12 protein-coding genes are annotated in these 12,625 nt (G+C 38.4%); 6 read left to right on the forward strand and 6 right to left on the reverse strand.

Features of this window, described 5'->3' with window-relative positions:
- Window positions 1-32: 32 nt before the first annotated feature.
- Window positions 33-899, reverse strand: coding sequence for an aldose 1-epimerase family protein (locus tag R2R28_RS14815; RefSeq protein ID WP_316826463.1), 867 nt, complete (start codon window positions 897-899; stop codon window positions 33-35).
- Between the two features lie 169 nt (window positions 900-1,068).
- Window positions 1,069-2,322, reverse strand: coding sequence for a peptidase T (gene pepT / locus R2R28_RS14820; protein WP_316826464.1), 1,254 nt, complete (start codon window positions 2,320-2,322; stop codon window positions 1,069-1,071).
- A 59-nt stretch (window positions 2,323-2,381) separates the two neighbouring features.
- On the opposite strand from pepT, the gene R2R28_RS14825 reads away from it, so the two are divergent.
- From R2R28_RS14825 to R2R28_RS14835, 3 genes are read left to right on the forward strand one after another with little or no spacing between them, the layout of a single operon-like run.
- Window positions 2,382-3,113, forward strand: a complete 732-nt coding sequence (locus R2R28_RS14825) for a hypothetical protein (protein ID WP_316826465.1) — start codon at window positions 2,382-2,384, stop codon at window positions 3,111-3,113.
- A 30-nt stretch (window positions 3,114-3,143) separates the two neighbouring features.
- On the forward strand, window positions 3,144-4,883 hold the full coding sequence (locus tag R2R28_RS14830; protein ID WP_316826466.1) for a M14 family metallopeptidase: 1,740 nt from the start codon (window positions 3,144-3,146) through the stop codon (window positions 4,881-4,883).
- 5 nt (window positions 4,884-4,888) lie between these two features.
- Complete coding sequence (locus tag R2R28_RS14835; protein ID WP_316826467.1) at window positions 4,889-5,491, forward strand: rhomboid family intramembrane serine protease; 603 nt, start codon at window positions 4,889-4,891, stop codon at window positions 5,489-5,491.
- Between the two features lie 302 nt (window positions 5,492-5,793).
- On the opposite strand, the gene R2R28_RS14840 is transcribed toward R2R28_RS14835, so the two are convergent.
- Together R2R28_RS14840 and R2R28_RS14845 are read right to left on the reverse strand one after the other, a co-directional pair.
- Entirely contained in the window at window positions 5,794-6,777 is a 984-nt protein-coding gene (locus tag R2R28_RS14840; RefSeq protein ID WP_316826468.1) for a hypothetical protein, read from the reverse strand.
- Window positions 6,778-6,936: 159 nt separating this feature from the next.
- Window positions 6,937-8,073 (reverse strand): hypothetical protein, encoded by a 1,137-nt coding sequence (locus tag R2R28_RS14845; RefSeq protein WP_316826469.1) that lies wholly within the window; start codon window positions 8,071-8,073, stop codon window positions 6,937-6,939.
- 78 nt (window positions 8,074-8,151) lie between these two features.
- Between R2R28_RS14845 and R2R28_RS14850 the strand changes: the two genes are divergently transcribed.
- Window positions 8,152-9,186 carry a dipeptide epimerase gene (locus R2R28_RS14850; protein ID WP_316826470.1) on the forward strand — a complete coding sequence of 345 codons (1,035 nt, stop codon included), beginning with the start codon at window positions 8,152-8,154 and terminating at the stop codon, window positions 9,184-9,186.
- On the opposite strand, the gene R2R28_RS14855 is transcribed toward R2R28_RS14850, so the two are convergent.
- Both R2R28_RS14855 and R2R28_RS14860 read right to left on the reverse strand, forming a co-directional pair.
- Window positions 9,164-9,409, reverse strand: coding sequence for a DUF6358 family protein (locus tag R2R28_RS14855; protein WP_316826471.1), 246 nt, complete (start codon window positions 9,407-9,409; stop codon window positions 9,164-9,166). The genes R2R28_RS14850 and R2R28_RS14855 overlap by 23 nt on opposite strands.
- Window positions 9,410-9,476: 67 nt before the next feature.
- Window positions 9,477-9,794, reverse strand: a complete 318-nt coding sequence (locus R2R28_RS14860; RefSeq protein WP_316826472.1) for a rhodanese-like domain-containing protein — start codon at window positions 9,792-9,794, stop codon at window positions 9,477-9,479.
- 127 nt (window positions 9,795-9,921) lie between these two features.
- On the opposite strand from R2R28_RS14860, the gene R2R28_RS14865 reads away from it, so the two are divergent.
- Complete coding sequence (locus R2R28_RS14865; RefSeq protein WP_316826473.1) at window positions 9,922-11,049, forward strand: DUF4407 domain-containing protein; 1,128 nt, start codon at window positions 9,922-9,924, stop codon at window positions 11,047-11,049.
- A gap of 199 nt (window positions 11,050-11,248) precedes the next feature.
- Window positions 11,249-12,556, forward strand: a complete 1,308-nt coding sequence (locus tag R2R28_RS14870; RefSeq protein ID WP_316826474.1) for a M20/M25/M40 family metallo-hydrolase — start codon at window positions 11,249-11,251, stop codon at window positions 12,554-12,556.
- Window positions 12,557-12,625: the final 69 nt, after the last annotated feature.

Below are 12,625 nucleotides of genomic sequence, written 5' to 3' on the forward strand. Positions count from 1 at the left end.
TGCAGAAATTACAACCTGCAGGAAAGATCAATTTAAAAACACTCTACTTCCCAAAACCTTGACCATTTTTCGCCAACCGCTAACTTAACAATCCCCTCTTTATTTACCAGTTCCTGATCGTGGTTAACGCCATCTGCTACACCGCACCAAGGCTCTAAACATACAAATGGCGCATCGGTTGCAGCCCATATGCCAAAGAAAGGAAAATCCTCAAAATGAAAGTGAAGGCCATAATCATTTTTAGTATTCAATAAACTGATGCAATTACTTTGCAAGGTTTTAAACACCAATGCATCATCGTAAAACAGCTCGTGTTTAAGGTTTAATTTATGATAACTTAGCTCAATATTTTCGGTTTCATCTGCCACGAGGCCCTCTTCCAGTTTCCAAAAAGTTAACTTTTCATCCGCATTAAATGCGAGGTAATAATCTTCGTAAACCGTATCAGGTGTATTGGGAACGGCAAAAGCAGGATGCGCACCCAAAGAAAACAAAAGTTCTTCGGTACCCGTGTTAATGACCTCATAAGTTAAGTTTAACTTTCGGTCTATCAATTGATATTTAAGTTTCAACCCAAAATAAAAAGGATAAACTTTTAAAGTTTCTTCCGTTTGGGTTAATGTAAAAACGGCCTCGGTTTCGCTTATTTTTTCAAAATTGAAAACATGATCGCGTGCAAAACCATGCCTTGGCAATTCGTAATTTTTATCCTGATAATTAAAACTGTTATTTTTTAAAGAGCCTACAACAGGAAATAAAACCGGACTATGCTTTGCCCAATATTTGGGGTTGGCATTCCATAAATATTCCAATCCGGTTTCTTTGCTAAATAAGCCCTGCAGTTCTGCACCTTTAGCCGCCAGGCTAACTTTTATAAAGTCGTTCTCGAGAGTAATCATTTGCAATCTAAATTAACAAAAAGATGGGCTTTGAAGATATTTTTTTAATTAATGCGAAAAATAAATTTAGCACATGGAGCTAAACGCCTGGCGTTCTAGCAACATATAAGTCGGCAATTTTCAATTGGAAGTTAAATATAACCCCGAACTCCAAGCTCCCCACTCAAAACTAACTACGTTCTTCCCAGATACAGGCAATATTGATAATCGTTTGCACGGCTTTTTCCATATCCTGTACACTCACCCATTCTTGTTTACTATGAAATGCATGTTCTCCGGCAAAAATATTCGGACAGGGTAAACCCATATAAGAAAGGCGCGAGCCATCTGTTCCACCACGGATGCTTTGTTGTTTGGCTACCACGCCTGCCCGTTCAATGGCCTCAATTCCGTATTGCACAATTTTAGGATGCTGATCGAGCACTTCCTTCATGTTACGGTATTGTGCTTTAATTTCTAAAGTATAGGTTGATTTCGGAAATTTTGCCATCACCTGCTTTACTGTTTCCTCTAAAAACCGACCGTGCGCAGCAAGTTTTTCATTGGTAAAATCCCTGACGATAAACTGTGCTTCAGCTTCCTCTACCTGTCCATGCATACTTACCGGATGGATAAAACCTTCTTTTTGGTATGTGGCTTCGGGTGTTAAGGTATCTTTAGGTAAGGAATTTAAAATTTCTGAAAGGATTTTAATCGCACTTTCCATTTTTCCTTTTGCAAAACCCGGATGGGTACTTACACCATAAATTTTAAGGATTGCACCATCAGCAGAAAAAGTTTCATCTTCTATGGATCCCAGGGTTTCACCATCAATGGTATAACCAAAATCAGCTCCCAGTTTTTTTAAATCAGCTTTATCTACCCCTCTGCCAATTTCTTCATCTGGTGTAAAAAGAATTTTAATGGTTCCGTGTTTTACCTCGGGATTTTTCATGAAAAAGGCTGCGGCTTCCATAATTTCGGCAAGGCCGGCTTTATTATCAGCGCCCAGCAAAGTGGTTCCGCTTGCCGTAATAATGTCGTTTCCAATCTGGTGTTTCAAATCTTTATGATCAGCCATTTTAATCACAATTTTCGGATCATCGGGTAAAATCAGGTCCTGCCCTTGATATTTGTCATGAATAATCGGTTTCACATTTTCTCCGCTGCAATCCGGCGAAGTATCCATATGCGAGCAGAAAAAAATTACGGGTAATTGCTTGTCTGTATTAGACGGAATAGTACCGTACACATAGCCATTATCATCCATTTCTACATCAGAAACGCCGATTTCCAACAACTCCTGAACCAATTCTTTCCCTAAATTCTTTTGTTTTAAGGTTGAAGGACAAGTAGGAGAATTTGGATCGGATTGTGTATCGATCCTGGCATATTTTATAAAACGCTCTTCAAGAGATTTGTTAAAGTTGTTGTATGTGCTCATAATTCAAAGGTAAAAGTTATAGATATTCGATAAACATATTATTTTTGTAAAAAAACAATATGATTTTCAATTTGCTGAGAGCTACTTATATAACCCTTTTGCTTGTTTTTATTGGAAGTTTTTCTTTTGCCCAGTCCAATTATTTTAAAATGTCGTACGGTTTCGGTGGAGGAGTAAACAAATCCTATACCGACGTGTACAAAGGGGGCTTTGGCTACACCGCTTATGGCGTATTTGATTATCATATTACCCCGTTTGTAACGCTAGGTTTGGAGGGGCAGTATGGCATGGTTCAGGGTGGCGATATTGTAAACGATCCGCATAACCGCCAGTTTGTAAATAAATACAAAACGCTTTCTGTTAATGTAAAACTGATGCTCGGCGAAGTGGTTGATTATGATAAAAGTGAATTTTTATACAATATCAGAGGCTTATATTTAGGTTTGGGTGTTGGGGTTGTAAACAATAACATTACTGATATTGTGCGGTATAAACCAAGCTGGGCAGCTTACGATCCCGGTTATGGTCCTTTTCCGGGGCAGGATAAAAGCAATAACCTCCTGGTACCTTTAAATTTCGGGTTTAACTATTTCATCAATGATGGATACGGTTATATGAGGTATGTAATCAATATCAATGCACAATCGAACTTTACCTTTGGCGAGGGATTAGATGGATATAACGATTCGAGCACCAAGTTTAAAAACTATTCGCCAGATGTTTACAATGCCTATACCATAGGCTTTAAGTACATGTTGGGCAGGATTAAATCTTATCGCAAAACACTTTAATAACAGCATTTCATTTGTTAGCTTTAAGGCATGAGAAAATTCTTTGTGTTATGTTTGCTATCGATGAGGCTTAAAGCTGTCGCACAAAAAACACCATTCGAATTAAGTGGCAAAACGGAAACCACAACTTACACTGCTGCAATATCTTATTACGAAAATCTGGCTAAAACTTATCCCGAAGCCAAACTGCTCACCTACGGAAATACCGATTTTGGAAAACCGTTGCACCTGCTGGTACTGTCTCGTGATAAGGTTTTCGATCTGGCATTGATCAGAAAAAGCAATAAAAGAGTATTATTGATCAACAATGGAATCCATCCCGGAGAACCGGAAGGAGTAGATGCTTCGATGATGCTGGCCCGCGACCTGCTTAAGGGAAACAAACTTCCAAAAGATGTGGTCATCTGTATCATTCCGCTTTACAATATCGACGGCAGTTTTAATCGCACGGGCACTTCGCGGGCTAACCAGAATGGCCCGGTAGCCTACGGTTTTAGGGGCAATAGTAAAAATCTTGACCTGAACCGCGATTTTATTAAAACTGATTCAAAAAATTCAGCAGCATTTCAACTGATTTTCAATACCTGGCAGCCCGAAATTTTTGTAGATACCCATACCAGTAATGGTGCCGATTATCAATATGTGATGACGCTTATTCCGACGCAAAAGGATAAGCTAAACCCGATACTTTCTGCTTATTTAACAAAGACTTTGGTGCCTGATCTTTATACAGCAATGGAGAAAGCAGGTTATCCGATGATCCCTTATGTAAATTCGATCGGTGAAACACCAGAAACCGGAATAACCGGATTTATCGACCCTCCACGTTACTCTACAGGCTATACTACCTTACACAATACCATTGGTTTTATGCCCGAAACACACATGTTAAAATCATACGATTTACGTGTGGATGCCACTTATAAACTTCTGGAAAGCTATATTCGGGTTGTAGAACGTGATGCAAAAATCATTGGCGAGAACAAACGCAAAGCCGATGAAGCTGTTGCTAAACAAATGGAATTTCCTTTGGAATGGAAATTAAATAAAAGCGAAGTAAAAGATTTAACCTTTAAAGGTTTTGAGGCCGGACAAAAACCGAGCACGGTAAGTGGTACCGATCGTTTATACTACGACCGCACTAAACCTTATACTAAAACGATTAAAGAATGGAATAAATATGAGCCGGCAGTTTCTATCCAGAAACCTGTAGCCTATATCATCCCAAAAGCCTGGGATCGTGTAATTGCCTTGCTTAAACTGAACAACGTTAAAATAAGTGAACTAAAAGCGGATCAGAAAATTGCAGTAGAAAGTTATTACATCAGCGATTTTAAAACGGGCACCAGGCCTTACGAAGGGCATTACTTACACTCAGGTGTGAAGGTTAATCCTGTTCAGCAAAATTTGCAATATTATGCCGGCGATTTTGTAGTATATGTAAACCAGCCAACTAACCGTTATATTGTAGAAACGCTGGAGCCACAAGCTACCGATTCCTATTTTAACTGGAATTTTTTCGATTCTATATTGGATATGAAAGAACATTATTCGGCTTATGTTTTTGAAGATACGGCAACAGAATTGCTTAAAAATAATCCTGAACTGAAAAGTAAACTGGAAGCCAAAAAATCAGCAGATCCAGAATTTGCAAAGAATGGTGCTGCACAACTTGATTTTGTGTATAAAAATTCTGATTATTACGAAAAAACACACAACAGATATCCGGTTGCACGTTTGGTTACAAACGCAAAACTTGATTTAAAATAACCCCAATGGAATACTTCAATATTGCACCAGTTGCATCCTTAATCTTCGTTTTTACCATTATTACCAGCTTATATGCTTTCTACGATCATTCGGTTTACGGAAAGTTTATGCTGCACCCGTATAGCGTATCAAGAGGCCACAAGGTTTGGACAGTGATAACAAGCGGACTAATACATGCCGATTGGATGCACCTTTTCTTCAACATGTTTACTTTCGTTGCATTTGCTTTTACTTTAGAACGACTAATGGGCAGTTTCTTGTTCGGTTTGCTTTACATTTTGGCGCTCATCCTCAGTGATGTACCAACGATATTTAAATACAAGGAAAATTTTAATTACAATAGTTTAGGTGCATCAGGAGCAATTAGTGCTGTACTTTTCAGCTTTATTTTGTATAGTCCGAAAAGTGGAATAAGAATACTTTTCATCCCATTCGATATTCCTGCCTATATTTTCGGAATACTATATCTTGTATACTGCTACTACGCCTCTAGAAACTCCAGAGATGGCATCAACCACGATGCACACTTTTTCGGAGCGCTAACCGGATTGATTTTTACCATTATTTTCGTTCCGGGTATTTTACAGAATTTTATTGCCATGTTTTAACAGGCGGGAGGTAATATCCATTGGGAAGAATCGTCATTCCCGTGAAAACGGGAATCCTAATGCAACATACAATAACATTTTTCGGTTTAAGATTCCCAATCAAGTTAAGAATGACGGATTCCAAAAAATCGGGCGCCATTGCGAGAAGAAACGACGAAGCAATCTTTCCAACTTGCGATAAAGATTGCTTCAGCCAATGAAAAATCGGCTTCGCAATGACGACATCCTTAGAAAAATCTATGATTTAAACTCCACTGTTTTTACAAAAAAACTGACCTCTGGGAATGATGGTAAGCAAAAACCTACCCCGCAGTAGGCAAATAAGGTTTTTCGAAGAAACTCATCGGTTCATCAGGGTTTTTAATAATCTCGAATACCACATAACCCCATGGTTTCCAGAAATTTTCGAGTACCTGCGCATATATTTTATTTTGCCAAACATCAAAAAGCGGCTTGGTCATGTTGCCACGCAAAGGCATGGCTTCGATATAAGTAGTGCCCTCAACAGGCATAAAAGTATATTCGGGCAGGCGGTTAAAAAGATAAGCCGAATAATAAAAACGTGCACTCAGCTCTTCAAACTGCTCGGCAGATAAAGCTTTACCTTTTACCTCATTGATAATATCCTGATGATAGCGTTTGTTGGTTCCATTATCCTGCAGGCAGGCAATGATCCCAAAATCTTTCATTTTTAAAGAAAAAGTTAGCGTATTAATTTCATCACGGAAACTGAAAGGCGTTTCTCCGTTTTCTAATTTCACTATGGTAATAGACCATGGCGAAAAATCTTCGAACGCTAAACTGGTGTACAGGTTCTGCATCATGAAATTGAGGTTGGCAAATTTCATCATCAGCGATTGCGACATGTTTAACCCATCTGCAGTCATCTCCTTACGTAAGGCCGAATGCATTTCGATGTACACAAAACCGTATAAAAACTTGCCGATCCAATTGAATAAATCCAGCTCGGGTAATGCAGAAACGGCATCATAACCTTTCGCAAAAGCTGCTTCAATTTTATCTTCTAATGGATTTAAAAACTGCTCGTTTACTTCACTGTTTACCGGAATAACCAGGGTATTGTATGAGCGGATACTTTCATCTAAAAACTGAATTTGTTCTTCGCCGCTTAACCCTGCCTGCTCCAACAGCCATTTCGGAAGTAAAGGCACCTGAACAACAGGAGAATTAAAGGTTTTGCCACTTAAAAAGCAGGTTTTATATAAAAAATCGAAATTTTGGAAAGGATTGTATAAGCCGGTATTCATTACTGCAATATTAGCCATTATATTTTAAGGGCCTTATATCGATGATTTAATTTAACGCAGGGATTACAAGCTCACCCTGTTAGCGGAAGTAATATAGCAGTGTCAATCGTCTCCCTCTCCTGCAGGAGAGGGATGTTACCGTAGTGGGTTAAACCATTTCTGTTAACAGGGTGAGGTCTAGTAATTATTATAATAATACCCAATATCATCAACCAACTGGTTATAAATCGGCTTGGTAAACTCCAAAAACAACGCGCTTGGTGGAGGTGGTAATTGTTCTTTTCTTCTGGTGATGGCCAGTTGCTGATTGCTTAAAGCCCTGTCATCGCCTTTGTAACTCGCCCAGCTATCTCTCCAAACATAAGTACCTGGGAATTTTTGCTGGCGGACCAATTTTCTGCTTTTCCAATCAGTAATGCTCATATCCAATAATCCCGATGACGAAATATTCTTTTCAAAAATACTTAAAGTGGCTTTCACTGTGCCATAAACTGGTTTTTTATCGCGGGTTTCGCCAATCACCACACTATCACGGCTTATTTTTTCAACCCTCTCCTTTACATAGGTTTGGCCAACTATAAAGTCATCAAAATTTAAACTTAATACCTGATCGGGAACAATTTTCTGATTGGTGGCCTGCTCTTCGCCATAAAAAATTACAAATTTATTTCTGGAGTATTTTGCAATATACTGGTCAATCTGTTGTTGAAAATAATCGGCGCTTAATTTGTACATGCCGCTATTTACAATAATGGGCTGTACCACCACCCTGGTTACAGCTGCCCAATATGCATCGTCCATTTTTGTTTTGGTATCTTTATAATTGGGTTCCAGGTTAAGGGTTTTCTCAAATTCGTAATAAGCTTTTTTAGCGGCTTGGCGGTTATTTTCTCTTAAATAGCCTAAACCAGAATTATACCGTGCGCCGGCAGCGTTATATTTACTTTCAGCCAACTCGCTAATGTATTTAGATGGGTTTGGAACAATAGCCAAACAAGCGGGGCAGCTATTAATATTATCAGCCAGCTGATTAATTTTTTGATAATCATACATCACCGATTCCCATCTAAATAAATCATTTGACATTTTCGCCTCATCTACTTTACGCAAATGATCTTTTAAAGCTAAATCGTATGCCGTTTTTAGCACTTCCATCGCTTCGCTGTTTTTCGGCGAATTTTGGAGCCTGCTTACCGATTTTTCGACCGAAGTATCATAGTCGCCTTTCTGTAAGGCTTTTTTTCCTGTACTACATCCTCCAATAATTATTAAGGATAAATAAATAAAATACCGTAATCTTGAAATGTTTTTCATGGCAGGAATATTTGCGTTAATGAACAAAGATAATTTGTAATGCGATAATTACCTCATTTATTTAGAAGACGATTGATAATGAAGATTAGTTGCAAGCAATTTGAGTTAGAATTAAAACATCCTTTTTCGATTTCGAAATTTACACGTACCAGCACCCCCTTAATCTTGTTAAAGATTGAACATGAAGGAGTGGTAGGTTATGGCGAAGCCTCTATGGTACCCTATATGGGCGAAAGTTATGAAAGTGCCAGCGCTTTTCTTAAACTGGCAGACTGGGGTAAAATTCAGTTTCCTTTCAATTTTGAAGAAATTATTAATTATTTAGATAGCCTTGCACCTGGGCAACCGGCCATTAAAGCGGCTATCGATATTGCACTTAACGACATTCAGGGAAAGCTCCTAAATAAACCTTGCTACGAAATTTATGGTGCCGACCCGGCGAAAATGCCTGTAACTTCTTATACCATCGGGATTGATACACCGGAGGTAATCCGCGAAAAACTGAAAGATGCCGAAGCTTTTAAAGTAATCAAAGTAAAACTGGGCAAGGATAATGATCAGGAAATTATCGAAACCATCCGCAGCATGACCAGCGTTCCACTTTATGTAGACGCAAACCAGGGTTGGACGGATAAAATAAAAGCGATTGACTTGATTTACTGGCTCCATAACCAGGGCGTGGTATTAATTGAGCAGCCGATGGATAAAAATAACCTCGACGGTAATGCCTGGCTTACCGAACGTAGTCCGATTCCATTATTGGCAGATGAAGCGGTGCAACGTTTAGCAGATATGGATAAACTCAAAGGTGCTTACCATGGCATTAATGTAAAACTGATGAAAAGTTGTGGCATGTACGAAGGGCATCAGATGATTTTAAAAGCCCGTTCTTTTGGCATGAAAGTGCTGATTGGCTGCATGAGCGAAACCAGTTGTGCAACTTTAGCCGCAGCAGCCTTGGCGCCGCTATGCAACTGGGCCGATTTAGATGGCCCATGGTTGACCAAAAACAATCCTTTTACCGATCCGGCTTTCGAAAACGGAAAATATATCCTGAAAGATTTACCCGGATTGGGACTGGAAGGAACTGCTACTTCTGATCTTTTTCTTTAAAGTTTTTTCTAAGCTCTTTAGTTAACTGATACTTGAAATAAAACAGGCAGCAGGCCACACCAACCAAAAATGCAGCAGGTATATATTTATGGTTGTTGTAACACCAAACCAATCCAAAAATAGAAAGGATAATGGCCAGGTTATAAAAGATATTTAAAGCAAATTTTTTACCCACAATAGAAGGATTGAATGAGAGAATGAGAGAAGAATTGAATGACTGCATGAGTGAATTTTGAATGAGTGAATGTGATTAACTTAAACTAATTCTCTCATTCAAAATTCAACAATATTTAATATACCGTCATGCTTGGATCAAAAGCTTCCTGCCAGGCTAAAATTCCGCCTTTTAAGTTATAAAGATTGTCGAATCCGTATTGTTGCTCCAGCTGCATTACTGCTGCTGCGCTTCTTTTTCCACTGCGGCACTGAATAATTACCGGTTTATCTTTAGCAACCTTATCAGCTTCAATTAAAATTCCACCCAAAGGGATATTCTCACCATCAAGATTGGAAACCTCGTATTCGAATGTTTCACGAACATCAATTAATTGAAAATCTTCTTTGTTATCGATTTTCTCTTTTAGTTCTTGTACCGATATTTCTTTCATTTTATAAATGTATTTATGCAAATATAGGAAAATCAGCTTTACACTCCCCATCAAAAAAATGCCATAAAATTTTGCCAGATACTGTAACAACTGAAACCCTTAGGCGTTTAAATATAAATAGTTACAAATGGACAAACTGAACCGTTTCTTCTGGTTTTGCTCTGGCGCCCACATCTCAACGCTGGAAAAATATCCTTCAGAACAAAATAAATATACCGGCATTGGTGCCACCATCTTTTTTACTGGATTATTTGCCGCACTTTCTGGCGGTTATGCCATGTATTTTGTATTTAAAGGAGCCGATTTGGCTGTAATTTTCGCCATTGTTTTTGGATTTTTATGGGGTGCAGCCATTTTTAATATGGACCGTTATATTGTATCCAGTATCAATAAAAGCGCAAGTACAAACAAACAATTGTTACAGGCGACACCACGTATTTTACTGGCCATTATGATCGGTATGGTAATCTCACGCCCAATTGAGCTAAAGATTTTCGATAAAGAAATTAAAGAACGTTTAAAAGTAAGTTACCTGAACGGTCAGCGGGCTAAAATTGATACGCTGAACAAAGCTTTCGAAAAAAAATATCAGGTAGAGTTTGGTAGGTTAAACCAACAGAAAGCGACAAGGGATTCTCTTGAAAAGGGTATAAAAGCCGACCGGCAAAAGCTTAATTTCGAAATTTTCGGAAACAAAACCACAGAAACTTCGGGTGTAATGGGTTATGGCCCTTATGCCAAACGTAAGGAGACCGAAATTGCGCAACGTACCACAGAACTTGATTCGTTGAAGTCAGCCATCAATAAATCAGAAGGTTTTGTAGATAAGCGAAAAGAATTTGATGGTTTGTTTACCGAAAAATTGTACACTAAAAAACAGTTAGATAGTTTATCGGATATTGCCGGTTTTGCCGACCGCAACTGGGCTTTAGGTCAGCTTAAATTCAATGTAGATGGCACTAGCGACAACAATACCGCAATAGCTGTTACCTTTATCGGATTGCTGTTTATCTTCTTTGAATGTTTACCTGTATTTGTAAAACTGATGAGTGCCCGCGGACCTTATGATTATGCTATATCAGATGGTGATGAGGTTGCAATCTATCACTCCAAAAAAGATAAAGATTTTCATTTTGAGGTAGCCGATAATATCCACGAAACCAGGGTCGATTCCGAATCAACCAAGAAAAAAGAAATAATTAAAGGAAAAGCCTACCGCGATCTGGAGAAACACAATTGGGACGGAGAGGAATAAAGAATGGTTCATGGTCAGATAGTTTATAGATCATGGTATAAATTGTAATGTAATATTGAAAGGTTGGAATGGCAATACAAACTCAAATCAGTATCAAACTACGGCTATTAACCATGAACCAAAAAACCATTAACCAATAAAACTATCCACACTGAATTATCAACCAAAAATCCTAAATTCACCACTCTATACTTATTATATGAATAAAATATTCCTTTTTACACTTGCCGGCATGGCAAGCCTGCAGCTTAAAGCGCAAAACATTGATAAAATTATCACCCGTGAGTATACCGATCACCTGATTAAAACCTTGAGTGCTGACGATATGCAGGGACGTGCCACTTTTACTCCTGGAATAGATAAAGCCGCCACATTTATCGAATCAGAATTTAAAAAAATTGGTTTGCAGCCTTTAACCGGTGAAAAAACATTCCGCCAGACCTTTAACAAATACCAGGTTGCAAATGTAACTACCAGTGTTAAAATAGATGGGCAGGAAATTACGCCGGAAAACTTAATGGTTACTGGCGCGACTACAGAAAGCATTACGCTTGATAAATCGAACACCACAGTTGTTAAATTAGATCCTGAAAAACCTTTTGTAGCGCAATTCCGGGCAATGCTAAATGCTGATAAGAATCAGATTGTTTTGGTAGACAGTAAATTTGCTGATTTATTTAACCGCTATAAAGATCATTTCAGCAAACCGACAACGGTTGATGAAGAAGATATCAAAAAAACAGTTAGTGTTGTACAGGTTTTTATTTTAGGTAAAGATGCTGCAACAGATTTTTCTGCAACGTTTAAAAACAAGGTAACTAAAATGCCTTTGTTTAATGTTGCTGGTGTAATTCCAGGTAAATCTAAGGCAAAAGAAATTGTGGTATTCTCTGGCCATTATGATCATTTAGGCTTTTTAAAGGCCGTAGATGGCGATAGTATTGCCAACGGGGCCGATGATGACGCATCTGGTACTACAGCAATGATTGCTTTGGCTAAATATTATAAAGCACAGAAAAATAACGAACGTACCTTAATCTTTGTTGCTTTTACGGCTGAGGAAATTGGTGGTTTTGGCGCCAGATACTTCTCAGAAAAATTAAATCCTGATGATGTGGTAGCCATGTTCAATATCGAAATGATTGGTAAAGATTCTAAATTCGGTAAAAACACTGCATTTATTACCGGTTATGAAAGATCTGATTTCGGTAAGATTTTACAGAAAAACTTAACCGGAACAGAATTTACTTTCCATCCGGATCCTTATCCAGATCAGAATTTATTTTACAGAAGTGATAATGCTACATTAGCCGCTTTAGGCGTTCCGGCACACACCATCAGTACCGATAAAATTGACATCGATAAACTGTACCACAGCGTAAAGGATGAATACAGCTCTTTAGATGTAGAAAACATCCTTTCTACCATTAAAGCCATTGCAAAAAGCGCTGTTACCATTGTAAACGGAACAGATACGCCAACCAGGATACCGAAGTTGAAGAAATAAAAGGGACAGCAGTTATAAAACGGTAGTCATTCCCGCGCAGGCGGGAATCGTAATGCAGTAAGCTTTAAG

Source organism: Pedobacter miscanthi, assembly GCF_032678605.1.
Lineage (GTDB): Bacteria > Bacteroidota > Bacteroidia > Sphingobacteriales > Sphingobacteriaceae > Pedobacter > Pedobacter miscanthi_A.

Coding starts and splice junctions, on each gene's coding strand:
- R2R28_RS14815 (WP_316826463.1), bottom strand. CDS start 899: ATGATTACTCTCGAGAACGACTTTATAAAAGTTAGCCTGGCGGCTAAA.
- pepT (WP_316826464.1), bottom strand. CDS start 2,322: ATGAGCACATACAACAACTTTAACAAATCTCTTGAAGAGCGTTTTATA.
- R2R28_RS14825 (WP_316826465.1), top strand. CDS start 2,382: ATGATTTTCAATTTGCTGAGAGCTACTTATATAACCCTTTTGCTTGTT.
- R2R28_RS14830 (WP_316826466.1), top strand. CDS start 3,144: ATGAGAAAATTCTTTGTGTTATGTTTGCTATCGATGAGGCTTAAAGCT.
- R2R28_RS14835 (WP_316826467.1), top strand. CDS start 4,889: ATGGAATACTTCAATATTGCACCAGTTGCATCCTTAATCTTCGTTTTT.
- R2R28_RS14840 (WP_316826468.1), bottom strand. CDS start 6,777: ATGGCTAATATTGCAGTAATGAATACCGGCTTATACAATCCTTTCCAA.
- R2R28_RS14845 (WP_316826469.1), bottom strand. CDS start 8,073: ATGAAAAACATTTCAAGATTACGGTATTTTATTTATTTATCCTTAATA.
- R2R28_RS14850 (WP_316826470.1), top strand. CDS start 8,152: ATGAAGATTAGTTGCAAGCAATTTGAGTTAGAATTAAAACATCCTTTT.
- R2R28_RS14855 (WP_316826471.1), bottom strand. CDS start 9,409: ATGCAGTCATTCAATTCTTCTCTCATTCTCTCATTCAATCCTTCTATT.
- R2R28_RS14860 (WP_316826472.1), bottom strand. CDS start 9,794: ATGAAAGAAATATCGGTACAAGAACTAAAAGAGAAAATCGATAACAAA.
- R2R28_RS14865 (WP_316826473.1), top strand. CDS start 9,922: ATGGACAAACTGAACCGTTTCTTCTGGTTTTGCTCTGGCGCCCACATC.
- R2R28_RS14870 (WP_316826474.1), top strand. CDS start 11,249: ATGAATAAAATATTCCTTTTTACACTTGCCGGCATGGCAAGCCTGCAG.